Raw genomic sequence first — 24,313 nt, 5'->3', positions numbered from 1 at the left:
AGGGAAGTGGGAAGCACATGGGAAAGCTGGACAACAAGGTGGCGATCGTGACCGGCGGGTCGCGGGGGATCGGGGCGGCGTCGGCGCTGGCGCTGGCCGACGAAGGAGCCGACGTCGCGATCAGCTACTCGTCCTCGGCGGATCAGGCCAAGGCCGTCGTCGCCGACCTGGAGGCGAAGGGGGTGCGTGCGGCGGCCTTCCAGGCCGACCAGGCGGACGCGACGCAGGCGGCGGACCTGATCCGACGCGTGGTCGAGCAGTTCGGAAAGCTGGACATTCTGGTCAACAACGCGGCCGTGAGCGGTGGCGGCCTCGTCGGCAGCGAGCTCGTCGACCATGCCGCCATCGAACGGCAGCTCGCCGTCAACTACACCAGCGTGGTGGCCGGGATCCAGACGGCGGTGCCGTTGCTGCCCGATGGCGGGCGGATCGTCAGCATCAGCTCGGGTGTGGCTGCTCGGGCGGGTTTCCAGGGGATGGCGTACTACACGGGCACGAAGTCGGCCCTCGAGGGATTCAGCCGGGGCGCGGCCCGCGATCTGGCGCACCGGGGCATCACGGTCAACGTCGTCCAGCCCGGGTTCATCGACACCGAAGGAAACCCCGCCGACAGCCCGGCCGCATCCATGTTCCTTCCGACCGCGGCGATGGGGCGGTACGGCAGGCCGGAGGAGATCGCCGCAGGCGTCGTCTTCCTCGCCAGCCCGCAGGCCTCCTACGTCACCGGCGCAGTGCTGAGGATCGACGGCGGATACAGCGCATAACCCGACCGCGCAGCTGACAGCGGGCAGCCACGGACGGCGGTGACGGCAGGAGTACGGTCCCCCTCTCCATGGCGGATTCCCGGCCCACTACTGTCACGCAGCCGTCCGTGGCCGGCGTCGCCCTGCATCTGGAACTGAGCGGGTCCGGATTGCGCGCCGGAGCGGCAAACGCCTGCACTTCGCCTCCGGCGAGACGTTCACCATGACGAGCACCACGGTCCTCCGGGCTGCGCGTCGCGTCGGTCCCCGCGTCCCCCGCGGCCGACGCCGGGCACCGGGGCGGGGGCCGGCCCGTGCCTCCGCGGCGTCATCCACCGTCCCGGCGGAGAGTCGGGGGGCGGCGCCTCCGCACAGGCGCCGCCCCCGGTGCATCCCGGGGGCATCCGGGCCTTGAGGGAAAGGCCCGGGGGAGATGCCCCGCGGCGGCTAAAGGGCCGCCGTCGCCGCCCGGCCCGCTTCGAGCCGGGCGACGGGGATGCGGAACGGTGAGCAGGACACGTAGTCGAGTCCCACCGTGTGGAAGAAGCGCACGGATTCGGGGTCGCCGCCGTGCTCGCCGCAGACGCCGAGTTTCAGGTCCTCGCGGGCCGCGCGCCCCGCCGCCGCGGCGGTGCGGACGAGGGCGCCGACGCCGTCGGCGTCGATGGTCTCGAACGGGGAGACGCCGAAGATGCCCTTCTCCAAGTAGGCGGCGAAGAAGCTCGATTCGACATCGTCGCGCGAGAACCCCCAGACGGTCTGGGTGAGATCATTCGTGCCGAACGAGAAGAAGTCGGCGTGCTCGGCGATCTGACCGGCCGTCAGGGCGGCCCGCGGCAGCTCGATCATGGTGCCGAGCGGAATCCCGAGCCGCACCCCGTGGGCCTTTTCGACCTCGGCGACGACGGCTTCGGCGTCCTCGCGGACGATCTCCAGCTCCCGCACGGTGCCCACCAGCGGGATCATGATTTCCGGCCGCGGGTCGCCGCCGGCCGCGCGCCGCTGCGCCGCCGCCTCGGCCACGGCCCGCACCTGCATCGCGAACAGGCCGGGCACGACGAGGCCGAGCCGCACGCCGCGCAGGCCGAGCATCGGATTCTGCTCGTGCAGCCGCCGCACCGCGGTCAGCAGGCGGACGTCCTCGTCACGGTGGTCGAGCGCCACGCGCACCGACAGTTCGGTGAGGTCGGGCAGGAACTCGTGCAGGGGCGGGTCGAGCAGCCGCACGGTGACCGGCAGGCCGTCCATCGCGGCGAACAGGTCGGTGAAGCCCGCGCGTTGCAGCGGCAGCAGTGCGGCGAGCGCGGCGTGCCGCTCGCGATCGGTGCCGGCGAGGATCAGCCGTTCGACCAGCTCGCGCCGTTCGCCGAGGAACATGTGCTCGGTGCGGCACAGTCCGATGCCGCGGGCGCCGAAGCGGCGGGCGCGGGCCGCGTCCTCGGCAGTGTCCGCGTTGGCGCGGACGTCGAGGCGGCGCGCCGCGTCGGCCAGGCCCATGATGCGGTGCACGGCCGCCACCAGCTCGTCGGCGTCCGCCCGCGCCGTGCCCTCGAAGTACTCGACGACGGCGGACGGGACGACGGGCACCTCGCCGCGGTGGACGCGGCCGGTCGTCCCGTCGAGGGAGAGGATGTCGCCCTCGCGGATCACCGTCCCTTCGGCGGTGGTCAGTTGGCGGGCGGCGACGTCGACGGCCAGTTCCTCGGCGCCGCATACGCAGGTCTTGCCCATGCCGCGGGCCACGACGGCGGCGTGCGAGGTCTTGCCGCCGCGCGCGGTGAGGATGCCCTCCGCGGCGATCATGCCGTCCAGGTCGTCGGGGGTGGTCTCGCGCCGCACGAGCACGACCCGTTCGCCGGCCGCGGCGCGCGCGACTGCGGTGGCCGGGTCGAACACCGCGGCGCCGACGGCCGCGCCGGGCGAGGCGGCGATGCCGGTGGCCAGCGGCGCGGGGGCCGCGCCCGCGTCGAAGCGCGGGAACATCAGCTGCGCCAGCTGCTCGCCTGTGACGCGCCGCAGTGCCTCCGCCTCGTCGATGAGGCCCTGGTCGAGGAGCTGCACCGCGATGCGGAACGCGGCGGCGGCGGTGCGCTTGCCGACGCGGGTCTGGAGCATCCACAGGGTGCCGCGCTCGACCGTGAACTCGATGTCGCACAGGTCCCGGTAGTGGTTCTCCAGGATCTCCATGATGCGCAGCAGTTCGGCGTGCGCCCGCGGGCCCCGCCGGGCCAGTTCGGTGAGCGGCACGGTGTTCCTGCGGCCCGCGACCACGTCCTCGCCCTGGGCGTTGGGCAGATAGTCGCCGTACACGCCCTGCCGCCCCGTGGCCGGGTCGCGGGTGAACGCGACGCCGGTGCCGGAGTCGGGGCCCAGGTTGCCGAAGACCATGGTGCAGATGGTGACGGCCGTGCCCAGGTGGTGCGGGATGCGCTCGCGGCGGCGGTACAGCCTGGCCCGTTCGCCGTTCCACGAGTCGAAGACGGCCCGGATGGCCAGATCGAGCTGTTCGCGCGGGTCCTGGGGGAACGGGCGGCCGGTGCGCTCGCGCACGATGTCCTTGAACGCGCCGGTCAGCCGCTCCAGTTGGCCCGCGGTCAGCTCGGTTTCGTCGTCCGCCCCGGTCGGCCGCGCGGCGTGCGCGAGACGTTCCTCGAACGCGGCGGCGTCGATGCCGAGAACCGTTTCGCCGAACATCTGGATCAGTCGGCGGTAGGAGTCCCAGGCGAAACGTTCGTCCCCGGACTGCGCGGCCAGCGCGTGCACCGAGGTGTCGGTGAGCCCGATGTTGAGGACGGTATCCATCATGCCCGGCATGGAACGCTCCGCCCCCGAACGGACGGACACCAGCAGCGGGTTGGTGCCGTCGCCGAGGCGGCGGCCGGTGCGGCGCTCCAGCGCGGCGAGGTGCGCACTCACCTCGTCGTGCAGGGCGGGCGGCGGCGTGCCGGTGCGCAGGTATGCGCGGCACGCCTCGGTGGTGATCGTGAAGCCCGGCGGGACGGGCAGGCCGAGCCTGGTCATCTCGGCGAGGTTGGCGCCCTTGCCGCCCAGCAGACTTGCGAGGCCGCGGTGGCCCTCGGTGAAGTCGTACACGTACGTCACCGGCGCGGCCGGGGGTACGGGGGTGCGGGGCGGGGGCGTGATGAGGGATGGAGCTTGCGTATCCGGCACGGGACTCGACTCCTCGTGAACGGCTGCCCTGACAGCGGGAGGTTACCCCGCCAATCGCTCATCTGAGCATCCACGCCATCATTCGTGGCGGGCATCACGCGCACATAAGCAGCATTACGCCCAAGTCAGGTCCCATGACTGTGGAGTGCGCCTCCCGTGTGCCGTGGGCGCCGGGCGCGTCAGGCCGCTCAGTGCGCCGTCGCGGCAGCGAGCCGGGTGTCCGCGTGATCCGGCGCGTAGAGCGACTCGACGACCATCGCCGCGGCCCCCGCGAGACCGGCGCGGTCGCCGAGCCGGGAGGTGACGACCTGGAGATAGGCCGTGGTCCGCGGCATGGCCCGCTGGTACAGCAGCTCCCGGACGCCGGTCAGGAACGGCGGCCCGGTCAGATCGCCCGCGATCATCAGCACCCCGGGATTGAGCAGCGTGACCACCGTCGCCAGCACCCCGCCCACCAGCCGGCCCGCGTCCCGCGCCAGCCGCACCGCGTCCGGCTGGCCGATCGCCAGCTGGTCCCGCACGCCGGAGCCGGACGCGGTGGGCACCCCCGCCGCCGTCAGCTGCTCGGCCAGCGCCCGCCCGCTCGCCACGGCGGCCAGGCAGCCGTAGGAGCCGCAGCGGCACAGCGCGTGCGGATGGTCGCTGAGCCTGATGTGCCCTATGTCACCGGCCGCGCCGTCGATCCCCCGGTACATGTCGCCGTCGACCACCACCCCGGCCCCTATGCCGGTCGACACCTTGATCAGCAGGAACGCCGCGCAGTCGGGGAAGCCGCGGCGCTGCTCGGCGTAGGCCATCAGATTGGCATCGTTCTCCACGAGGACCGGGACGCGCCGCGCGCCGCCGCCCGCGTGGGCCGCGAACGCCTGCCGCATCCGCTCCGGCACCGGATACCGGTCCCAGCCCGGCATCAGCGGCGGCTGGAGGACCCGCCCCGAGGCCCGGTCCACCGGTCCTGGCACCGAGAGCCCGATACCGCAGACGGCCCCCGCCCCGAGCCCCGTCTTCTCCAGCAGCAGCGCGAACCACTGCGCCAGCCGGTCCAGCACCTCGTCCGGCCCCTGGTTGATCAGCAGCGCCCCGGAATGCTCCGCGAGCATCGTGCCGCCGAGGTCGAGCACGGCGGCGCGGGCGTGCCGCGTCTCCAGATCCGCGCAGAGGACGACGGCGTGCGAGGCGTCGAACTCCAGCCGCAGGGAAGGCCGTCCACCGGTCGGGGCGTCCACGGGATCGCCGGCCGCCTCCCTGATCCACCCGGCGCGGAAGAGCTGATCCAGCCGGTGGCCCACCGTTGACCTGGAGAGTCCGGTGATCCGCTGAAGCTCACCGCGCGTGGTGGCCTGCCCGTTGCGTATCAACCGCAACAGATGACCCGCGCTCGCCTGGTTCATGACCGCCTTCCGGGCCGCCGTTTCGGTTTTTCTTCCCCCTTCAGCTTGTGAAGTAGATATTACAGCGGTACTTTTGCGTGTTAAGTAGACGTAACTCTACGGTACCTTCGACAAAACAAACGGTGCGCCCGCACGCCGGCGGGCGCGGCCAACGTCTTCGGAGCCCTCGTGGAACGCGCTGACCAGCCAGCCACCCTCCCCTCAATCGCATACAACGGCGCGCGCCGCGTACTCTCCGGCAACTGGACCGGCTCCTCGACGGTCCCCTCGCGGACGCTCTACCCGCACCAGTGGAGCTGGGACTCCGGGTTCATCGCCATCGGCCTGCGCCACCTGTCGCCCGCCCGCGCCCAGCGCGAGCTGGAGACGCTGCTCGCCGCGCAGTGGGCCGACGGCCGTATCCCGCACATCGTGTTCAATCCGTCGGTGCCGCTCAGCGCCTACTTCCCCAGCCCCGACTTCTGGCGTTCGTCCACGGCCGGCGACAAGGCCGGGGCGCCGGCCGGCGTCGAGACCTCGGGGATCATCCAGCCGCCCATCCACGCGCTGGCGGCCTGGCTGGTGCACCGGGCCGACCCCGCCGCGTCCGTGCGGCGGGGCTTCCTGCCCCGGGTCTACCCGCGGCTCGTGGCCTGGCAGCGCTACCTCACCGAGCGCAGGGACCTGGGCGGGCGCGGCCTGGCGTCAATCGTGCACCCCTGGGAGTCCGGCATGGACAACAGTCCGTGCTGGGACCCGCCGCTCGCCCGGATCGAGCCGGCCGCCACCGGCTCCTTCCACCGGGCCGACCTGGACCACGGCTGCCCCGCCGACCGGCCCACCGACCTGGACTACGGCCGTTACGTCCGGCTGGCCGAGCGGTACCGCGGCCAGCAGTACGCGGACGACGACGGGCACCCGTTCGCCGTCGAGGACCCGGGCGTCAACGCGCTGCTGATCGCCTCGGAGCACGCCCTCGGGGACATCGCCGCCGTCCTCGGCGCCGACCCGTCCGATCACCAGGTCCGCGCCGAGGAGCTGACCACCGCGCTGCTGAAGCGGCTGTGGAACGCGGACGAGGGCATGTTCCTGTGCCAGGACGTGATCGGCGGCACCCAGATCCACGAGTACAGTGCGGCCGGCCTGCTGCCGCTGATCGTCCCCGGCCTGCCGGGGGACGTCGCCGCCGCCCTCGTCCGCACGCTGCGCGGCAAACGCTTCGGCCTGGGCGGCACCACGCGCCTCGCGCCGAGCTACGACCTGACCGGCCACGCCTTCGACCCGGCGCGGTACTGGCGCGGCCCGGCCTGGTTCAACGTCAACTGGCTCCTCGAACGCGGCCTGCGGCGGCACGGCGCGCACGAACGGGCCGACACCATCCGCACCACCGTCCTCCAGGCCGCGGTGGCCTCGGGGTTCGCCGAGTACGTCGACCCGTTCTCGGGCGACGCGCGCGGCACCCGGGACTTCAGCTGGACCGCGGCCCTCACCATCGACCTGCTCGCGGAGGTAGCTCGGTGATCACCACCAGCCACTGTCTGCTCGTCCACGACGGCACCTTCGCCGCCGTCGGCCCGTCCGGCGACATCACGGGCGAACGCGGGACCCACCCGCACGGCCTGTTCGCCCGCGACGCGCGCCACCTCAGCCGCTGGCAGCTCACGGTCGACGGCTCCACGCCGACCGTGCTGGTGCCCGCCACCGCGAGCGGCGCCGCCGCCACGGCCGTGCTGACGCCGCCCGCCAGCCGCGCCGAGGCCCCCGCGCTGACCGTCTTCCGCGAGCAGCGGATCGCGGAGGGCGCGCTCGTGGAGCGCCTCCGGCTCAGCAGCAACCGCGGCACGCCCTGCGCCGCGCTGATCGCGCTGACCGTCGACGCCGACTTCGCCGACCAGTTCGAGCTGCGCGCCGACCACCGCTGGTACGAGAAGCCGCACGCCGTGCGCACGCGGGCCGCCCGCCCCGACGGCATCGAGTTCGGCTACCGGCGCAGCGAGTGGCATGCGCGCACGGTGGTCTCGGCGCGGCCGGAGCCGGACGCGGTGGAGGAGACCGGCAGTGGCGCCAGACGGCTGTGCTGGCGGCTCCAGTTGCCGCCGCACGGCTCGGCCGAGCTGGCGCTGCGGGTCGAGGCGCATCCGCACGGCGTGCCGGAGCCGGCCGCCGAGGCCGCGGACGTCTTCCCGCCCGCCGCGGCGCACACCCCGGCCGTTCCCGAGGGCTGGCCGGGGCTCGCCCCGGCCTGCGCCCAGGGCCTCGCCGACCTGTCCGGGCTGCGGGTGGCCGCCACAGGACCTGACGGCGAGGCGCTGCGGGTGCCCGCTGCGGGCGCGCCGTGGTTCCTCACCCTCTTCGGCCGGCACGCGGCGATCACCTCGCTGTTCACCCTGCCCAGCCGGCCCGAGACCGCCGCCGCCACCCTGCTCGCGCTCGCCGCCGCCCAGGCCACCGGCGAGGACCCGGACCGGCTGGCGCAGCCCGGCAAGATCGTGCACGAGCTGCGCCACGGCGAGCTGGCCTACTTCGGGCAGGTGCCATACGGCAGGTACTTCGGCTCGGTCGACAGCACGCCGCTGTTCCTGATGCTGCTCGGCGCGCACGCCGAGGCGACCGGCGACGACAAGCTGGCCCACCGCCTGGAGCGGCACGCGCGCGCCGCGGTGGAGTGGATGTTCCAGTACGGCGGTCTTTCCGACCACGGCTACCTGATGTATCAGGCGGACGAGGGCGGCTTGGCCAACCAGAGCTGGAAGGATTCCGCCGGCGCCATCTGCCACGCCGACGGCACCCCGGTCCGCGGCGTGATCCGGTCCGCCGCGGCCCAGGGCTACGCGTACGACGCGCTGCGGCGCACGGCCCGCCTGGCGCGCACGGCGTGGGGCGACACGGCGTACGCGGGCCGCCTGGACGACGCGGCGGCGCAGCTCCGGCGGCGCTTCCTCGCCGACTTCTGGCTGCCGGAGCAGGACTTCCCCGCGCTGGCCCTCGACGCGGCCGGCCGCCGGGCGGACGCGCTCGGCTCGGACGCGGGCCACCTGCTGTGGACGGGCCTCCTCGACCAGCGCCACGGCGAAACGGTGGGCCGCCGGCTGCTGTCCGACGCGTTCTTCTCCGGCTGGGGCCTGCGGACCCTGGCGGCCGGGCAGGAGGCGTACCACCCGCTGTCGTACCACCGGGGCAGCGTCTGGCCGCACGACAGCGCCATCGCCGCGCTCGGTCTGGCCCGTTACGGACTGCACGAGGAGGCGGCCCGGCTGACGCGCGGGCTGCTCGACATGGCGGCGCGGTCCGGCTTCCGGATGCCGGAGGTGATCGCGGGCTACGCGCGCGCCGAGCACCCGGAGCCGGTGTCCTACCCGGACGCGTGCTGGCCGCAGGCGTGGTCGGCGGCCTCCCCGTTCGCGCTGCTTACGGCGGTGACGACGACGGCGACGACGCAGGGCTGAGGTCGCGGGGGTCGCAGGGGTCGCGGGGGAGAGTCAGCCGCCGGAGGTGTCGTGCTCGGCCTCGCGGCCGGGCACGGTCGCGTCCTGCGGGTCGGCCAGCCAGCCGTCGGGCAGCACGACGCGGCTGCGGCCCGAGGTGCGCCCGCGCGGGCCGTCGGCGCCGTCCGGCCAGGGCTGGTCCAGGTCCAGCTCGCCGAGCAGCGCGGCCAGCTCCGCCAGGGACGCGGCCACGGCCAGCCGGCGGCGGGCCGGCGAGCCGACCGAGAAGCCCTTGGTGTACCAGGCGACGTGTTTGCGGAAGTCGATGACGCCGCGCGGCTCGTCGTCGAGCCACTCGCCGAGCAGCGCCGCATGCCGCAGCATCACGTCGGCGACCTCCCGCAGCGAGGGGCGCGCGTACCCGGCAGGCCCGCGGCCGTCGAACGCGGCCACCAGGTCGCCGAACAGCCACGGCCGCCCCAGGCAGCCGCGGCCCACGACGACGCCGTCGCAGCCGGTCTCACGCAGCATCCGCACCGCGTCGTCCGCCGACCAGATGTCACCGTTGCCCAGCACCGGGATCTCGGGCACGGCCTCCTTCAGCCGGGCGATGGCACGCCAGTCGGCCGCACCGCCGTAGTGCTGGGCCGCGGTGCGGCCGTGCAGCGCGATGGCGGCCACGCCCTCGTCGACGGCGATGCGGCCGGCGTCCAGGTAGGTCAGGTGGTCGTCGTCGATACCCTTGCGCATTTTCATCGTGACCGGCAGCCCGCCCGCATTGCCGACGGCGGCGCGGAGGATGGCGCGCAGCAGCGGGCGCTTGTACGGCAGGGCGGAGCCGCCGCCGCGCCGGGTGACCTTGGGCACGGGGCAGCCGAAGTTGAGGTCGACGTGATCGGCCAGGCCCTCGTCGGCGATCATGCGGACGGCCCGGCCGACGGTGTGCGGGTCGACGCCGTAGAGCTGGATGGAACGGGGCTTCTCCGCGGCGTCGAAGTGGACGAGCCGCATCGTCTTGTCTTTCCGCTCGACCAGGGCCCTGCTGGTGATCATCTCGCTGACGAACAGCCCCCGGCCCCCGCTGAACTCCCGGCACAGGGTACGGAACGGCGCGTTGGTGATGCCCGCCATGGGGGCGAGCACCACGGGCGGGTCCACGGTGTGCGGGCCGATCTGGAGCGGTGGTACGGGCACGGTCATGGGGACCATTGTCCTCCTTCCGCGTCGGGCAGGCGGGCCGCGATCCCGCCGACGAGGACATCGAGGGAGAACTCGAAAAACTCGTCGGGCGAGCCGGTCCCGTCGGGCATCTCCGCGGCGAGACGGCTCAGGTGCGGCAGTTCGTCCGCGCCGTCCGGGGTGAGCCACGGCGGCAGGGGGGCCGTGCCGGCCGGGCCGAGGTGGGCGGGCGGCCGATCGTACGGGGAGTCCTGGAACTCGACGAAGCCGACGACGAGCCGGATGGACTCCATACAGGCCCGGTAGGCGTCCGGCAGGGGCAGCCCGAGGCCGGCGAAGAAGCCGATGAGGGCGTCCACGTTCCGCAGCATGACGGGGTGGCGGGCCGCGGTGACGTTCTCGGCGAGGGCCAGGGTCGTCATGCCGGGGTGGCGGCGGTAATGCGCGCGTAGATCGCGGCACATGGCACGCAGGCTCTCCGGCCAGCGTCCGGGCGCGGGGTCGAGCGGTGGGAGGCGCCAGTCGGCCTCGAAGATCTCGGCCGCCACGGTGATCAGGTCGCGCCGGTCCTCGACGTAGTTGTAGAGCGCGCGGGGCGAGACGCCGAGGGCGGCGGCGAGCGAGCGCATCGTCAGTTCGGCGGGCCGGTGGTGGCCGAGGAAGTCGAGGGCGGCGCGACCGACCGACTCCCGGGTCAGGGTGGCGCGGCCCTTGCGGTGGGTCGGCCGACGGCGGGACGGGGGAAGGTCGCTGCTCATCAGGGTCACGAGGCTAGCAAGCCACTGAACTTCACACATGTTGACTTTAATTCCTGCGCCGGACAAGCTGAGCAGGTAAGGCTTACCTCACCTGCTCACCGCGAGCGTGTCCCCCGGAGCCCTTCATGCCGTTGGCGTCTCTTGCCATGGACTTCACCCCCCTCCGCGGCAGCCGCGATTTCCGGCTGCTGTTCGCCGGTTTCGCCGGAGCGCTGATCGGCACCCTGATGACCGGCGTCGCCGTGGCCGTGCAGGTCTACGACCTCAGCGGATCACCGCTCCACATCGGACTCACCGGACTCGCCCGCGCCCTGCCCCTGGTCGTCGGCGTCCTGGCGGGCGGCGTCCTGGCCGACCGCATGGACCGCCGTCGGCTGCTGCTGGCCACCCGGCCGCCGCTGATCCTGGCCGCGGGCGCTCTGGCGGTCAACGCGCTGCTGCCCGAGCCGCAGCTGTGGGTCATCTACGTCGCCACCGGCCTGACCGGACTCCTCGCCGGTCTCGGCGGCCCGGCCATGCTCGCGGCCGTCCCCGACCTGGTGGGCACCGGCCGGCTCGCCGCGGCCGGGGCCCTGACCGCGGCGGCCACCCAGCTCGCGGCCCTGCTCGGCCCCGCACTCGGCGGCGTCCTGATCGCCGGGCCAGGACTCGCCTTCTGCTACGCCATCGACGCCGTCGGCCTGCTGGCCTTCTCCGTCGCCCTTCTCTTCGTCCGGCCGCTGCCGCCCGCCCGGACCGGCACCGGCACCGGCACAGACACCGGCCGGGACCTCAGGCAGGCGTTCGGCGCGGTGGCGGCCGGGCTGCGCTTCGTGCGCGGCCACCGTCTGATCGTCGGCCTGCTGCTGATCGACGCCGCGGCGATGGTGTTCACGATGCCGCAGGCGCTGTATCCGGTGCTGGCGGATGAGCAGTTCGGCGGCGGCGCGGGCATCGTCGGCCTGCTGTACGCCGCCCCCGCGTTCGGCGCCCTCGTCGGCGCGGCCACCAGCGGCTGGACCCGCCGCGCCGGCGGGCACGCGCTCGTCGCGGCCGTTCTGCTGTGGGGCCTGTCGCTGACGGGCTTCGGCGCGGCCTCGTTCCTGCCGCTCGCACTGCTCCTGCTCGCGCTCGCCGGGCTCGGCGACCTGATATCCGAGACCCTGCGCTCGGCGCTTCTCCAGCACGGCACGCCCCGGAGCCTGCGCGGGCGGGTGAGCAGCCTGTGGATGGTCCAGGCAACGGTCTCCCCGGCGCTCGGCAACGCCTCGATGGGCCTCCTCGCCGAGTTCACCGGCGCCCGCGCCGCGGTGATCACCGGCGGGCTGGTCTGCGTCGCCGCCACCCTCGTGGTCGCCGCCGCCTTCCCCGCCCTCCGCCGCGCCTCCCTCACCGGCCCCGCGGCCGAGGAGGCGCCGCGGCCGTGACCGCGGCCCGGCCGCGAGCCTCACTGTCGGTGTCGGCTCGTACGCTGAACGCATACTGGCACGACTGCCGAAGGGGGCGCATCATGACGGTGATGACGGAGCGGCCGAAGAGGACAGACCTTTCCGGCGCTGCGGAGTTCGAGGAGCTCTGCCAAGCGCTGGACCGGATGGACGTGCCCGCGGGCTACCAGGCGGAAATCGTCGGGGGAGTCATCGTCGTGTCGCCGTGGTCCAAAGGGTTCTGCCTCGACGTCATGGATTCCCTGGCGGAGCAGCTGAAGCCGCACGCGCCGGAGGGGCACCGGATCAGCCAGGCGCCCTGCCTGTACGTCTTCCCTGAGCGGCTTCGCGGCTTCGGGCCGGACGTACACGTGGCGGAGGCGGCGGCCACGCGCATCGACAGCACACGCCTGCCGGGCGAGGCGCTGTCCCTGGTGGCCGAGCGGGACCGTTCCGAGAAGGTGGAGAGCTACGGCCGGGCCGGAGTCCCGGTGTATGTCCTGGTGGACATGCTCGTCTCACGGGTCGTGGTGTACTCGCGGCCCTCCGCGGAGGACGGCTACCGGACCGCCGTGGAGACGAAGTTCGGCGAGACGGCGCACGTTCCGGCGCCGTTCGGCTGCGATATCGACACCTCGGACTGGGAGAGCTGAGCCCGGCCGACCCGGCTCCGCCGGTGAACGGCGGGGCCGGGGCCGGGGGTCAACGGGGGGGGGTCAGCAGCCGACGAGGCGGACGGCCAGGTAGGACTCGATCTGGTCCAGGGAGACCCGCTCCTGCTTCATGGAGTCGCGCTCACGAACAGTCACCGCATTATCGTCGAGCGTGTCGAAGTCGATCGTCACGCAGAACGGCGTACCGATCTCGTCCTGCCTGCGGTAGCGGCGGCCGATGGCGCCCGCGTCGTCGAACTCGATGTTCCAGTTGCGCCGCAGCGCCGTTGCCAGGTCCCTGGCCTTCGGCGACAGCTGCGGGTTGCGCGAGAGCGGCAGCACGCCGACCTTGACCGGGGACAGCCGCGGGTCGAGGCCGAGCACGACGCGCTTCTCCATCTTGCCCTTGGCGTTGGGCGCCTCGTCCTCACGGTAGGCGTCCAGCATGAAGGCCAGCATGGTGCGGCCCACGCCGGCCGCCGGCTCGATGACGAACGGCGTCCAGCGCTCGCCCGCCTCCTGGTCGAAGTAGCTCAGGTCCTGGCCCGACGCCTTGGAATGTGAGTTGAGGTCGTAGTCGGTGCGGTTGGCGACGCCCTCCAGCTCGCCCCACTCCGACCCGCCGAAGCTGAAGCGGTACTCGATGTCGACGGTGCGCTTCGAGTAGTGCGACAGCTTCTCCTTCGGGTGCTCGTACCAGCGGATGTTGTCCTCGGACAGGCCGAGGTCGCGGTACCAGTTCCAGCGCTGCTCCATCCAGTACCCGTGCCACTGCTCGTCCTCGCCCGGCTTGACGAAGAACTCCATCTCCATCTGCTCGAACTCGCGCGTGCGGAAGATGAAGTTGCCCGGCGTGATCTCGTTCCGGAAGGACTTGCCCATCTGTGCGATGCCGAACGGCGGCTTGCGGCGCGACGTCTGCTGCACGGCGGCGAAGTTGGTGAAGATGCCCTGGGCGGTCTCCGGGCGCAGGTACGCGACGGAGCCGGTGTCCTGGGTCGGCCCGAGGTGGGTGGCCAGCAGCCCGGAAAACTGCTTGGGCTCGGTGAACGAGCCCTTGTTCCCGCAATTCGGGCAATTGATGTCGGCGAGGCCGCTCGCCGGCGGGTGGCCGTGCTTCGCCTCGTACGCCTCCTCCAAGTGGTCCGCGCGGAAGCGCTTGTGGCAGGAGGTGCATTCGGTCAGGGGATCGGTGAACGTGGCGACGTGACCGGAAGCCTCCCAGACCTCGGTGGCGAGGATGACCGACGAGTCGAGTCCGACCACGTCGTCGCGCGAGGTGACCATGGCGCGCCACCACTGGCGCTTGACGTTTTCCTTCAGCTCCACTCCCAGCGGTCCGTAGTCCCAGGCGGCGCGCTGCCCCCCGTAGATCTCACTGCTGGGGTAGACGAAGCCACGGCGCTTGCTGAGGCTGACGATGGTGTCGATCTTGTCGGCGGCCACGGTGCTCTCTTCAGGACGAAGGACGACATGGGATTGCCTCAGGTTACCGGCGTACGAGGGGCCCGCAGCAAATCGGTTGAGCGGAAGGCCGACCGCCTCCCGGTATCCCCCGACAGGAGGCGCTGATCACACTCATGTTGACACATTTGACAATCGTTTCCACATAACTTGAAAATGGCTGTCATGACCGCAAGAAGCCGTTCACGCTCCCGCTCCCGAATATCCGCCACCGCCCTGGTCGCCGGCATCACGGCGCTCGGCGTGCTCACCGGATGCGGTTCCGACGACGGCGACAACGGTGGGGGCGGCGGGGACGGCGGCCGGCTGGACGTGGTCACCTCGTTCTATCCCCTGGAGTTTCTCGCCGAACGCATCGGAGGGGAGCACGTCGACGTCCAGACCCTCACCGAGCCCGGCGCCGAGCCGCACGACCTGGACATCAGCCCGCGGCAGACCGCAGAGCTGACCGACGCCGACCTCGTCGTCTACCTGGCCGGGCTTCAGCCCGCTGTGGACGAGGCGATCGAGCAGTCCGGGGCGCAGGACGTCGTCGAAGCCTCCTCGCTCACCACCCTGCGCGAGGAGGAAGCGCACGAGGATGACCACGGGGACGAGCACGCGGATGAGCACGCGGACGAGGGCCACGGTCACGAGGACGAGGGCCACGAGGGCCACGACCACGGGCACGACCACGGCGGCCAGGACCCGCACGTCTGGCTCGACCCGGTGAAGTACGCCGAGGTCGCCGAGGGGCTCGGCGCGGCGCTGGCCGAGCAGGACCCGGACCACGCCGCCGACTACGAGCGGAACACGGCGGAGCTGACGGACGAGCTGGCCACCCTGGACGGGGAGTTCGCCGAGGGGCTCGCCACCACGGAGACCGACACGTTCATCACCACGCACTCCGCGTTCGGCTACCTCGCCGAGCGCTACGGTCTGCACGAGGAGTCCATCAGCGGCCTCGACCCCGAGTCCGAGCCGAGCGGCGCCCGCATGCGCGAGCTCCAGGAGATCGCCGAGGCGGACGACGTCAGCACCATCTTCTTCGAGACCCTCGTCAGCGACGAGACCGCGCGTACGCTCGCGGGCGACCTCGGTCTGGAGACGGCCGTCCTCGACCCCCTCGAGGGAATCACGGAGGACTCCCCCGGCGCTGACTACTTCGAGGTGATGCGCGCCAACCTTCAGGCCCTGCGCGAGGCACTGGGCGCATCCTGACCGACCACGGAAGCGGTGACCCCATGGAGACCGTCATATCGCTGGCCAAGGTGACCGCCGAGCTGGGCGGGCGGCCCGTGCTGCGCGGCATCGACCTGGCCGTGCGCCCCGGCGAGGCGGTCGCACTGCTCGGCGCCAACGGGTCGGGCAAGTCGACGGCCGTGCGGGCCGTCGTCGGCCAGGTGCCGGTCACCGGGGGCGAGCTGACTCTGTTCGGCTCGCCGGTCCGCCGGTTCCGCGACTGGGCGCGCGTCGGCTACGTGCCGCAGCGTTCCACCGCCGCCGCCGGCGTGCCCGCCACCGTGCGCGAGGTCGTGTCCGCCGGGCGGCTCGCCCGGCGCCGGCTGCGCCCGCTCGGCCGGGCCGACCGGGCCGCCGTGGACCGGGCGCTCGGCCTGGTCGGCCTCGCGGACCGGGCGGCGGAGTCCGTCAACGACCTGTCCGGCGGCCAGCACCAGCGGGTGCTGATCGCCCGCGCGCTGACCGGCGAGCCGGACGTGCTGATCATGGACGAGCCGCTGGCGGGCGTGGACCTGGACAGCCAGCAGGTGCTCGCGGACACGCTGCGCGAAGCGCTGGGCCGCGGCGTCTCCGTGCTGCTCGTGCTGCACGAGCTCGGGCCGCTCCAGCCGCTCATCGACCGGGCCGTGGTCCTGGCGGACGGCCGGGTGGAGCGCACCGTCGAACGGCCCGGCCGCCTGCCCGGCACGCAGACCGCCTGCCACCCGCCGACCGCCGCCGACGAGCTTTCCGCCACGCCCACCCTCCGGACCGGAATCCTCTGATGCTCGAACTCCTCGACTACCCCTTCATGCAGCGGGCCCTGCTGGCCGCGCTGCTGATCGGCGTTGCCGCACCGGCCGTCGGCATCTACCTGGTGCAGCGCCGGCAGGCCCTCATGGGCGACGGCATCGGCCACGTCGCCCTGACCGGCGTGGCGCTCGGCTTCCTGCTCGACACCAGCCCGGTCTGGATGGCGGTGGCCGTGTCCTCGCTCGGCGCGGTCGCGATGGAGCTGCTGCGCTCCTGGGGGCGGGCGCGCGGGGATATCGCGCTGGCCATGCTGTTCTACGGCGGCATGGCGGGCGGTGTCATGATCATCAACCTGGCCCCGGGCGGCTCGACGGCGAACCTCACCTCCTACCTGTGGGGCTCGGTCACCACCGTCTCCCCGTCCGACATCACCGCGATCACGTTCCTGTCCGGTTTCGTGCTGCTGATCTGCCTCGGCCTGCGCCGTCAGCTGTTCGCCGTCTGCCAGGACGAGGAGTTCGCGCGGGTCACCGGCCTGCCGGTCCGCACGCTGAACCTGCTGCTCGCCGTCACCGCGGCGGCCACCGTCACGGTGGCCATGCGCGTCGTCGGGCTGCTGCTGGTCAGCGCGCTCATGGTGATCCCGGTGGTGGCCGCGCAGCAGGCGACCCGCGGATTCGCGATGACACTGGCCCTGTCCGTGGCCATCGGCGTGCTGGTCTCGGTGTCCGGAACGGTCACCTCGTACTACGTCGACGTCCCGCCGGGCGCCACGATCGTGCTCATTGCGCTCGGCCTGTTCCTGCTGATCTCCGCCCTCGCCCTGCCTCTGGCCAGGCGCCGCGCCCGCCGGGCCGCGCCCGTTGCCCCCGCCGTGGCGAAGGCCGATCCGGCTGTCCGTTCGTGACGGCCGGGAAAGCGGCTACCCTGGCCGGGGCACGGATGCCGGATGCAGGGAGGCCAGACGTGGGGACGGCAGAACCGCCGGTGCGAGGCCGGTCGACGCGCCAGCGCGCGGCGGTGGCGGCGGCACTGGCCGAGGTCGACGAGTTCCGCAGCGCGCAGGAGCTGCACGACATGCTCAAGCACCGCGGCGACTCCGTGGGCCTGACGACCGTCTACCGGACTCTCCAGTCCCTGGCCGACGCCGGCGAGGTCGACGTGCTGCGCACCAGCGACGGCGAGGCGGTCTACCGCAGGTGCAGCACCGACGACCATCACCACCACCTGGTGTGCCGCTCCTGCGGCAAGGCGGTGGAGGTGGCGGGCCCCGCGGTGGAGAAGTGGGCCGACACGATCGCACGCGAACACGGCTTCCGGGACGTCGACCACACGGTGGAGATCTTCGGCACCTGCGGCGACTGCACCACCTGAACCGCACGCGGATTCCGCGGATTTCCGCCCGCGCCTCGGCGAGTAAGGTTAGGCTTACCTCACTTGTTCCGGGATCGGCGAGGGAGCTGTGCATGGCAGACGACGAGACGGCCGGGCCGCGGGTTCCGAGTGAGCGGGGGCGGGTGACTCAGCTCGTTTTCGGCACCATGGCGGCACAGACGCTGCGCGCGGCGGTGGAGCTTGGTGTCATGGAGGGGATCGGCGAGGGTGAGCGTACGGCCCGCGATGTGGCGCGGGAGTGCGGTACGCAGCCCGTGGCGACGCTCCGGCTGCTGCGCGCGCTGGCCGGTCTCGGGCTGCTGGCCCAGAGCGGTCCCGACACGTTCACCGCGACCCCGGCGGGCGCGCTGCTCGACGGGCGGCGGCCCGACTCCTACGCCTCGTTCGTCCGGATGTTCTCCGATCCGGTCATGACCCGCGCCTGGGAACGGCTCGCGGACAGCGTCCGCACCGGCGAGACCTCCTTCGACGCCGTGTTCGGCGCCGACTTCTTCGCCCACCTCGGGCGCCGGCCCGAGCTGTCGGCCGAGTTCAACGCCGCGATGAGCCAGGGCACGCGGGCGGCGGCCCAGGCGCTTCCCGGCGCCTACGACTTCGGCCGGTTCTCGCGGGTCGTGGACGTCGGCGGCGGCGACGGCACGCTGCTGGCCGCCGTGCTGACGGCGTTCCCCGTGCTGCGCGGCGTCGTGTACGACACGGCCGAGGGGCTGGCACAGGCTGCGGGCGTCTTCGCGGACGCGGGCGTCGCGGACCGGGCCGAGACGGTGACCGGCGACTTCTTCGTCTCGGTGCCGTCCGGTGGCGATCTGTACCTGCTCAAGAGCGTGATCCACGACTGGAACGACGAACAGTGCGCCGGTCTCCTGCGGCGCTGCGCCGAGGTTCTGCCCGCGCACGGCCGGGTCCTTGTCGTCGAGCCGCTGCTGCCGGAACGGGCCGAGGAGGCGTTCGGCGGGCTGCCGTATCTGAGCGATCTGAACATGCTGGTGAACGTCGGCGGGCGGGAGCGCACCCGCGGGGAGTTCGCGGACCTCTGCCTTGCGGCGGGTCTTTCCGCGCCGGTGATCACCCCGCTGCCGCCGCCGCACTCCTTCGCGCTGATCGAGGCCGCTCCCGCCGGCTGACCCGCCTACGGCTCGGCGAGGATGTCGGAGGCGAGGTGGGCGTACAGGACTCTGCCGCAGGGGGTGTTGCCCGTGCACGAGGGGTCGTCGATGGTGTGGCGGTGTTCCGAAACGGACCACAGGCGTGCGGGGCGGCCCGTTGTCTCGCCGTGTTCGTAGGAGAAGTCCTCGGGGCCGACCGCCGTGCGGAGTTCGCCGCCGGTCAGGGTCAGGCTGCCCGCGGTGACGCGGGCGCGCCACAGGCTGCCGTTGCTGTAGCGGTGGCTCTGGTTGATGAACCAGTCGCCGTGGTAGCGAACGGCACCCTGCACCTGGTGTACGGGCAGGAAGTACGTGGTGCCCGAGGCGGCCCGGACGCTGCCGGTGGTGGCGGCCAGGGCCGCCACCGGGTAGGCGCCGACGCGGCCGGTGGAGGGCAGGGCGGTGGAGGGCCGGCAGTACTCGCCGAGGAGCAGCTGGTCGGTGCCGCTGCGGTCGAGGGAGAGGTAGGAGGCGCGGGGGGCGCCGACGTCGGCGCAGGACGAGGAGGAGCCGGTGTTGTACTGGGTCGAGCTGAACTGCCAGGACGCGACCTGCGGCATCACGTACCGGTAGCCGTAGCCGTACCAGACGCCGTTCTGCCGCCCGACCTGCCGCTTGTCGCGAACGTTGCTGGTCAGCCCGTCCGGGGTGGGGTCGTCGCGGGAGGCGTCCTGGTCGGGGTTGAGGTCCATGATGAAGCGCATGTCGAACACGCGGATGCCGTTGAACGTGTCGGCGACGTACAGGTAGTTGCCGTACCAGACCATGCCGCCCGCGTGGATGCCGTTCTGGAGCGGGCTCTCGCTGGCGTGGACGGCGTCGAAGGAGATGTTCCCGTAGCTGTTGTAGTACGCCCACACCAGCAGGACGTGCCGGTAGGTGCGGGTCTCGGGGTCGATGAACGAGATGCGGACGCCCTTCTCGTTGCAGGCGTCGGACTCCGAGGGGGTGCAGCCGTTGCCGCGGCCCGGGTTCTGGCTGTCGTACCAGCCGGTGATCAGCGGGCGGCTCGACTCGCCCCAGACCTCGTCCTGCTGGGCGTCGGAGACGCCGGTGACGGCCTGGGGTATCCACTCGGTGGTGACCGTGTCGTCGTTCTCGAAGCAGTACAGCTCGGCCGGTTCCAGCGGCGGTTTCGGGGTGGGGTCGGTGCCGGAGACGGGGTCGCCCACGCCGAACGGGTCCGGGCAGGCGGCGCCGGTGCGCAACGTCCTGTTGGCCTGGGAGAGCAGGTTCTGCACGCCCTGTTTCGGCAGGGCCGCGTCGAGGTCGGCGATGCGCCCGCCGAGAGCGCTGCCCGCGGCGAGGCCGAATTCACCGGCGGGGGCGGGCGCGCCCGCGCCCGGGTAGGCCAGCGCGTCGAGGGCGCGCTGCCGTTCGGTGCGCGTGCCCCGTTCGGCCAGCGGCTCCTGCGGGCCCGAGGCGGGCGGCGGCCCGGGGTCGGGGGCGGGTGCGGCGGGGAGTGCTGGGGCGGGTGCGGCCGGGGGTGCGGCGCCGGCCGCGGGGAGGAACGCGCCGGACAGCAGTGCCATGGTGGCGGTGTACGCCAGGGCCGCCGTGCGCAGCGGATGTCGGGTCAACATGGGCCTCTCGTCGGGGATTTGATATCACCGACAGGAGAGTGACATGTGTGCAACAGGCGGGGAAGAACACGTGGGTGCGCGCGCATCGCACGCACCCACGCGGGAACGGTCAGGAGCCGGGCTTGGACCGCAGCTCGTTGGGGATCGCGCCGCCGAACCTGCGGTCACGCGAGGCGTACTCGACGCAGGCGTCCCACAGGTTGCGCCGGTCGAAATCCGGCCACAGGACGTCCTGGTAGACCATCTCCGCGTAGGCGCTCTGCCAGAGCAGGTAGTTGGACGTGCGCTGCTCGCCCGAGGGACGGAGGAAGAGGTCGACATCCGGCATGTCGGGAAAGTACATGTACCGGGCCAGCGTGCGCTCGTTCACCTTCTCCGGCGATATCCGGCCGGCGCGCACGTCCTCGGCGAGGCGCGCCGCGGCGTCCGCGATCTCCGCGCGCCCGCCGTAGTTGACGCACATGTAGAGCGTCATCGCCTCGTTGTCCCGGGTGCGCTCCTCCGCGGTCTGGAGCTTGCGGATCACCGACTTCCACAGCCGCGGCTCGCGCCCCGCCCACCGGACGCGCACGCCGAGCGCGTGCAGCTCCTCCGTGCGCCGGTCGATGACGTCCCGGTTGAAGCCCATGAGGAACCGGACCTCGTCCGGCGAACGCTTCCAGTTCTCCGTGGAGAAGGCGTACAACGACAGATTCTTCACGCCGATCTCGATGCAGCCCTTGACGACATCGAGCACGACCTGCTCGCCGATCTTGTGCCCCTCGGTGCGCGGCAGCCCGCGCTGCTTGGCCCACCGGCCGTTGCCGTCCATGACGATCGCGACGTGCCCGGGCACCAGCTCACCGGGCAGCTTGGGCGGACGCGCACCCGACGGGTGGGGGTCGGGAACCCGGTATTCGCTGCGCCGCGCAGGCGCCAGCATTCCGCGGCGAGCCATAGGGGAACTCCGTTTAGTCGTTGCGGTCCTGTCACCGAGGGTATCCCGGTCAGCCCTTCTCGACGAACCTCAGGGACCGCAGCCCTCTTTCCAGATGCCAGTGCAGGTAGGCCGACACCAGACCGCTGCCCTCGCGCACGTGCCTGGCCTGCGCGCCGTCCGCGGTCGCCCAGTCGCCGGTGAGCAGCGCGCCCAGCAGCCGCAGCGCCTCGGGCGAGGGCACGACGCTGCCCGGCACGCGGCAGTCGCCGCACACCGAACCGCCCGCCGCCACGGAGAAAAAGCGATTCGGCCCGGTCATGCCGCACTTGGCGCAGTCCGCGAAGCTGGGCGCGTAGCCGCCGACGGCCAGCGAACGCAGCAGGAACGCGTCGAGCACGAGCCCCGGCGCGTGCTCCCCGGCGGCGAGCGTCCGCAGGCCGCCCACCAGCAGCAGGTACTGCTGAACGTTCGGCTCGCCCTCGTGGTCGGTGAACCGCTCCGCCGTCTCCAGCATCGCGGTGCCCGCGGTGTACCGGCCGTAGTCGTCGACGATGTGCCGTCCGTAGGGCCGGATCGTCTCGGTCTGGGTGCACAGCGGAAGCCCGCGCGCCACCAGCGCACTCCCCCGCGCGAAGAACTGCACGTCCACGTGCGAGAACGGCTCCAGGCGCGCCCCGAACCTCGACTTCGTGCGCCGCACCCCGCGCGCCACGGCGCGCACCCGGCCGTGACCGCGCGTGAGCAGGGTGATGATCCGGTCCGCCTCACCCAGCTTCTGGGTGCGCAGCACGATGCCGTCGTCGCGGAACAGACTCATGCGGCCATTCTGGCCCATGCCCCGTTCGGCCCACCCCCGCCGGGCGGGGCGGGCCCGCCTCGCGGATGGTGGGAAGGTGGACCCCACCCTGACGCCCCGCCGCACCACGTGGCTCCGCAGGGTTCTGATCCCCGGCGAGCCTGCCCTGCGCATCGGCCGCCTGAACGTCTCCTGGGTGCTGCCCGCCGCGCTGCTGGCCGCCATCGCGATCGGCGACTGGAACAGCTCGGGCGACTTCCGCATCATCACCTGGATCGTGCTGGTGCCGGGCATCGCGGCGGCGCTGTGCGGAGTCGCGGCGACCCTGATCTTCGGCGTGCTGTCCGTGCTCACCTACGTCGTGCTGGACAACGCCTGGGATTACAGCTATCAGAAGGGACCCGCCGACTTCCTGCTCGTGGTGGCCGGCGCCGCCCTCGCGGTGCTCGCCTCCTGGCTGAGCGGGCGGGCGCGGGGGCACATCCGGCGGGTGGTGAACGCGGCGGACGCCATCCGGCTCGCCGTGCTGCGCCCGATCCCGCCGGGCGCGGGCGGTCTGGACACCGCGAGCCTTTACCTCACCGCGGACATCGAGACCAGGGTGGGCGGCGACTTCTTCGACGTGCAGCCCTCGCCGCACGGAGCGCGCGTGCTGCTCGGCGACGTTCAGGGCAAGGGCACCGGCGCGGTGGACGCGGCGGCGGCGCTGCTGAGCGCGTTCCGGGAGGCGGCCTACTACGAAAGGGACTTGGCCGTGGTGGCCGAACGCCTGGAGAGCCGGATGCGGCGGCACAACGGCTACATGGCCGAACTCGGCCAGCGGGACGAACGTTTCGCAACGGCCGTGCTCGTCGGCTTTCCCGCCACGGGCACCGACTGCGTCGAGCTGGTCAACTTCGGTCACGGCGGGCCCTTGGCCCTCACCCCCTCCGACGTGCGGAGCCTGCCCGAGGGCACCGGCGCGCCACTCGGGCTGGCCGGGCTGGCCGGCGGGCTGCCGCCCGTGCTGCGCGTACCGTTCGGCACGGGTGAAACACTGCTGCTGGTGACGGACGGGGTGACGGAGGCCCGGGACGGCAACGGCGCGTTCCTGCCGCTGGCGGAGCACCTCCTGCGGGCCGGCGACGACCTCGCGCCCCAGTCCGTGGTGACCCGGGTGGAGGTGGCGGTGCTCGCCCACACCCGCGGGCGGCTCGCGGATGACACGGCCATCCTGGCCGTCCGCCGTATGCCCCCCTGCCCGGCGGACCCGGCCCGCTGACCGGAGCACGGCCGAAGCACGGCCGGGGCACGACCGGGGCACGACCGGAGCCGGGGACTCCGCGTCACCGGGCGACCCCGGAACGGCAACGGTTCGGTACGGCCCCATACCAGCCCCCGGCTCGCGGCTAGGCTCCGGGCCATGACGGCCGACAGCGACAGTACCCGGTGGCGGTTCCGCCCCGTGGCCCTCGGGGCCGCGCTCCTACTCGCCGCGGCAACGGCGTGCTCCGGCTCCGACGAGCCGCCCTGGGGCGCGGGCTCCCCGGACGGTGCCCTGCTGAGCGCGCTGGAGAAGGTGCCCTACGCGGACGCGCCACCCGAGGGCCTGGCCTGGGTGGACATCGAACGTGCCGAGGAGCTGCTGGCCGCGGACGAGCAGCGGTTCACGTTCGTCCAGGACTTCGGCACGCCGCTGTTCAATGATTTGACCGTGCCTGAGCACCGCTACGGCCTGGACCCGGCCGCCGCGCACACCGCGGTCACCGTGGGCTTCCAGGACCAGTGGGGCTTCTGGGCGGGCGACTTCGACGCCGCGGCCGTCGCCGAGGACCTGGCCGCGGACGGCTTCCGCGAGGAGCCGTCGGGCGAGGCACCCGTGTGGACCGGGCCGGAGGGGCAGCCCGTGCTCCAGGTCACCGACGAGGAGATCACCTGGGGCCGCGAGGGCTTCGACCCGGCCGGCTCCGCGAGCGGTACCCCGCTCGCGGAGGCCCCCGGCTATCAGGAGCTGAGCCGCTGCCTGGGCAACGAGGTCTACCGCGTGGACGTCATACAGCGTGATCCGGACAGCGCGGTGCTCGTCTGGGCCGTGGGGCTGCTCGCGGAGTCCCCCGAGGACACCTCCAGCGTGCTGTGCAGCATCAGCGCCGACCAGGACGCGGCGGACCGGGTCGCCGACAGTCTGCGCACCGTGCTCGACGAGGACGATGAGGCATACGCGGACAGCGAGGTCGAGCGCGTCGACGGGGACCGGCCCGGCGTGCGGGTGCACATCCCGGACGATGCGACCGAGCACCGGCCGGGGCGGCTGCTGACCCACCACATGGACCTGATGCTGGCCATGTCCGACCTGTGAGCCCGCCCCGCGGGG

General features: G+C 72.7%; 20 protein-coding genes. 12 read left to right on the top strand and 8 right to left on the bottom strand.

Translation table 11 applies throughout. The features are described from left to right. Window positions 1–17 precede the first annotated feature (17 nt). On the top strand, window positions 18–764 hold the full coding sequence (locus STBA_RS25990; protein WP_077061534.1) for an SDR family oxidoreductase: 747 nt from the start codon (window positions 18–20) through the stop codon (window positions 762–764). A gap of 426 nt (window positions 765–1,190) precedes the next feature. Here the strand turns inward: STBA_RS25990 and ppdK are convergent, their stop codons facing one another. After that, a complete protein-coding gene (gene ppdK / locus STBA_RS25985; RefSeq protein WP_077061533.1) occupies window positions 1,191–3,845 on the bottom strand; it encodes a pyruvate, phosphate dikinase in 2,655 nt (884 codons plus the stop codon). 257 nt (window positions 3,846–4,102) lie between these two features. Beyond that, window positions 4,103–5,305, bottom strand: coding sequence for an ROK family transcriptional regulator (locus STBA_RS25980; protein WP_077061532.1), 1,203 nt, complete (start codon window positions 5,303–5,305; stop codon window positions 4,103–4,105). Between the two features lie 168 nt (window positions 5,306–5,473). Here STBA_RS25980 and STBA_RS25975 point away from each other — a divergent pair, with 168 nt between their 5' ends. Both STBA_RS25975 and STBA_RS25970 read left to right on the top strand, forming a co-directional pair. After that, the gene (locus tag STBA_RS25975) at window positions 5,474–6,805 is read left to right on the top strand and encodes a trehalase family glycosidase (protein WP_077061531.1); all 1,332 of its coding nucleotides are present in this window, start codon (window positions 5,474–5,476) and stop codon (window positions 6,803–6,805) included. Further along, window positions 6,805–8,730 (top strand): glycogen debranching N-terminal domain-containing protein, encoded by a 1,926-nt coding sequence (locus tag STBA_RS25970; protein WP_077063603.1) that lies wholly within the window; start codon window positions 6,805–6,807, stop codon window positions 8,728–8,730. Before STBA_RS25975 ends, STBA_RS25970 begins: the two co-directional genes overlap by 1 nt. Window positions 8,731–8,763: 33 nt before the next feature. On the opposite strand, the gene dusB is transcribed toward STBA_RS25970, so the two are convergent. Both dusB and STBA_RS25960 read right to left on the bottom strand, forming a co-directional pair. Beyond that, window positions 8,764–9,909: a tRNA dihydrouridine synthase DusB gene (gene dusB / locus STBA_RS25965; RefSeq protein ID WP_077063602.1), complete on the bottom strand. Its 1,146-nt coding sequence runs from the start codon at window positions 9,907–9,909 to the stop codon at window positions 8,764–8,766. Next, a complete protein-coding gene (locus tag STBA_RS25960; RefSeq protein ID WP_077063601.1) occupies window positions 9,906–10,646 on the bottom strand; it encodes a TetR/AcrR family transcriptional regulator in 741 nt (246 codons plus the stop codon). Before STBA_RS25960 ends, dusB begins: the two co-directional genes overlap by 4 nt. 125 nt (window positions 10,647–10,771) lie before the next feature. Between STBA_RS25960 and STBA_RS25955 the strand changes: the two genes are divergently transcribed. Together STBA_RS25955 and STBA_RS25950 are read left to right on the top strand one after the other, a co-directional pair. Then, complete coding sequence (locus STBA_RS25955) at window positions 10,772–12,052, top strand: MFS transporter (RefSeq protein WP_077061530.1); 1,281 nt, start codon at window positions 10,772–10,774, stop codon at window positions 12,050–12,052. Window positions 12,053–12,135: 83 nt separating this feature from the next. Further along, window positions 12,136–12,705 carry a Uma2 family endonuclease gene (locus STBA_RS25950; RefSeq protein ID WP_077061529.1) on the top strand — a complete coding sequence of 190 codons (570 nt, stop codon included), beginning with the start codon at window positions 12,136–12,138 and terminating at the stop codon, window positions 12,703–12,705. 63 nt (window positions 12,706–12,768) lie between these two features. Here the strand turns inward: STBA_RS25950 and STBA_RS25945 are convergent, their stop codons facing one another. Further along, the gene (locus STBA_RS25945) at window positions 12,769–14,151 is read right to left on the bottom strand and encodes a glycine--tRNA ligase (RefSeq protein ID WP_077061528.1); all 1,383 of its coding nucleotides are present in this window, start codon (window positions 14,149–14,151) and stop codon (window positions 12,769–12,771) included. Window positions 14,152–14,334: 183 nt separating this feature from the next. Here STBA_RS25945 and STBA_RS25940 point away from each other — a divergent pair, with 183 nt between their 5' ends. The 5 genes from STBA_RS25940 to STBA_RS25920 all read left to right on the top strand — a co-directional run bounded on the left by STBA_RS25940 (window position 14,335) and on the right by STBA_RS25920 (window position 18,641). Further along, the gene (locus STBA_RS25940; protein WP_077061527.1) at window positions 14,335–15,369 is read left to right on the top strand and encodes a metal ABC transporter substrate-binding protein; all 1,035 of its coding nucleotides are present in this window, start codon (window positions 14,335–14,337) and stop codon (window positions 15,367–15,369) included. A 23-nt stretch (window positions 15,370–15,392) separates the two neighbouring features. After that, window positions 15,393–16,154, top strand: coding sequence for a metal ABC transporter ATP-binding protein (locus STBA_RS25935; RefSeq protein WP_077061526.1), 762 nt, complete (start codon window positions 15,393–15,395; stop codon window positions 16,152–16,154). Further along, on the top strand, window positions 16,154–17,029 hold the full coding sequence (locus tag STBA_RS25930) for a metal ABC transporter permease (protein ID WP_077061525.1): 876 nt from the start codon (window positions 16,154–16,156) through the stop codon (window positions 17,027–17,029). The genes STBA_RS25935 and STBA_RS25930 overlap by 1 nt, the downstream gene beginning before the upstream one ends. A 59-nt stretch (window positions 17,030–17,088) precedes the next feature. Beyond that, window positions 17,089–17,496, top strand: coding sequence for a Fur family transcriptional regulator (locus STBA_RS25925; RefSeq protein WP_077061524.1), 408 nt, complete (start codon window positions 17,089–17,091; stop codon window positions 17,494–17,496). 92 nt (window positions 17,497–17,588) lie between these two features. After that, complete coding sequence (locus STBA_RS25920) at window positions 17,589–18,641, top strand: methyltransferase (protein WP_077061523.1); 1,053 nt, start codon at window positions 17,589–17,591, stop codon at window positions 18,639–18,641. Between the two features lie 5 nt (window positions 18,642–18,646). On the opposite strand, the gene STBA_RS25915 is transcribed toward STBA_RS25920, so the two are convergent. The 3 genes from STBA_RS25915 to recO form a co-directional block, all read right to left on the bottom strand. After that, window positions 18,647–20,245 (bottom strand): hypothetical protein, encoded by a 1,599-nt coding sequence (locus STBA_RS25915; RefSeq protein WP_077061522.1) that lies wholly within the window; start codon window positions 20,243–20,245, stop codon window positions 18,647–18,649. Window positions 20,246–20,354: 109 nt separating this feature from the next. Then, window positions 20,355–21,182: an isoprenyl transferase gene (locus STBA_RS25910; protein WP_077061521.1), complete on the bottom strand. Its 828-nt coding sequence runs from the start codon at window positions 21,180–21,182 to the stop codon at window positions 20,355–20,357. A 49-nt stretch (window positions 21,183–21,231) separates the two neighbouring features. Further along, on the bottom strand, window positions 21,232–21,981 hold the full coding sequence (gene recO, locus STBA_RS25905; protein WP_077061520.1) for a DNA repair protein RecO: 750 nt from the start codon (window positions 21,979–21,981) through the stop codon (window positions 21,232–21,234). A gap of 76 nt (window positions 21,982–22,057) precedes the next feature. Here recO and STBA_RS25900 point away from each other — a divergent pair, with 76 nt between their 5' ends. Then, on the top strand, window positions 22,058–23,221 hold the full coding sequence (locus STBA_RS25900) for a PP2C family protein-serine/threonine phosphatase (protein ID WP_253194996.1): 1,164 nt from the start codon (window positions 22,058–22,060) through the stop codon (window positions 23,219–23,221). A gap of 141 nt (window positions 23,222–23,362) precedes the next feature. After that, complete coding sequence (locus STBA_RS25895) at window positions 23,363–24,298, top strand: hypothetical protein (RefSeq protein WP_077061519.1); 936 nt, start codon at window positions 23,363–23,365, stop codon at window positions 24,296–24,298. Window positions 24,299–24,313 lie beyond the last annotated feature (15 nt).

The organism is Streptomyces sp. MP131-18 (assembly GCF_001984575.1).
In the GTDB taxonomy this organism is placed as follows: Bacteria; Actinomycetota; Actinomycetes; order Streptomycetales; family Streptomycetaceae; genus Streptomyces; species Streptomyces johnsoniae.
The sequence above is the reverse complement of the archived record's forward strand: the minus strand, read 5'-3'. Positions and strand labels throughout refer to the sequence as shown.

Coding starts and splice junctions, on each gene's coding strand:
- STBA_RS25955 (WP_077061530.1), top strand. CDS start 10,772: ATGCCGTTGGCGTCTCTTGCCATGGACTTCACCCCCCTCCGCGGCAGC.
- STBA_RS25950 (WP_077061529.1), top strand. CDS start 12,136: ATGACGGTGATGACGGAGCGGCCGAAGAGGACAGACCTTTCCGGCGCT.
- STBA_RS25940 (WP_077061527.1), top strand. CDS start 14,335: ATGACCGCAAGAAGCCGTTCACGCTCCCGCTCCCGAATATCCGCCACC.
- STBA_RS25935 (WP_077061526.1), top strand. CDS start 15,393: ATGGAGACCGTCATATCGCTGGCCAAGGTGACCGCCGAGCTGGGCGGG.
- STBA_RS25895 (WP_077061519.1), top strand. CDS start 23,363: ATGACGGCCGACAGCGACAGTACCCGGTGGCGGTTCCGCCCCGTGGCC.
- STBA_RS25980 (WP_077061532.1), bottom strand. CDS start 5,305: ATGAACCAGGCGAGCGCGGGTCATCTGTTGCGGTTGATACGCAACGGG.
- STBA_RS25990 (WP_077061534.1), top strand. CDS start 18: ATGGGAAAGCTGGACAACAAGGTGGCGATCGTGACCGGCGGGTCGCGG.
- STBA_RS25960 (WP_077063601.1), bottom strand. CDS start 10,646: ATGAGCAGCGACCTTCCCCCGTCCCGCCGTCGGCCGACCCACCGCAAG.
- STBA_RS25930 (WP_077061525.1), top strand. CDS start 16,154: ATGCTCGAACTCCTCGACTACCCCTTCATGCAGCGGGCCCTGCTGGCC.
- STBA_RS25920 (WP_077061523.1), top strand. CDS start 17,589: ATGGCAGACGACGAGACGGCCGGGCCGCGGGTTCCGAGTGAGCGGGGG.
- STBA_RS25915 (WP_077061522.1), bottom strand. CDS start 20,245: ATGTTGACCCGACATCCGCTGCGCACGGCGGCCCTGGCGTACACCGCC.
- recO (WP_077061520.1), bottom strand. CDS start 21,981: ATGAGTCTGTTCCGCGACGACGGCATCGTGCTGCGCACCCAGAAGCTG.
- STBA_RS25910 (WP_077061521.1), bottom strand. CDS start 21,182: ATGGCTCGCCGCGGAATGCTGGCGCCTGCGCGGCGCAGCGAATACCGG.
- dusB (WP_077063602.1), bottom strand. CDS start 9,909: ATGACCGTGCCCGTACCACCGCTCCAGATCGGCCCGCACACCGTGGAC.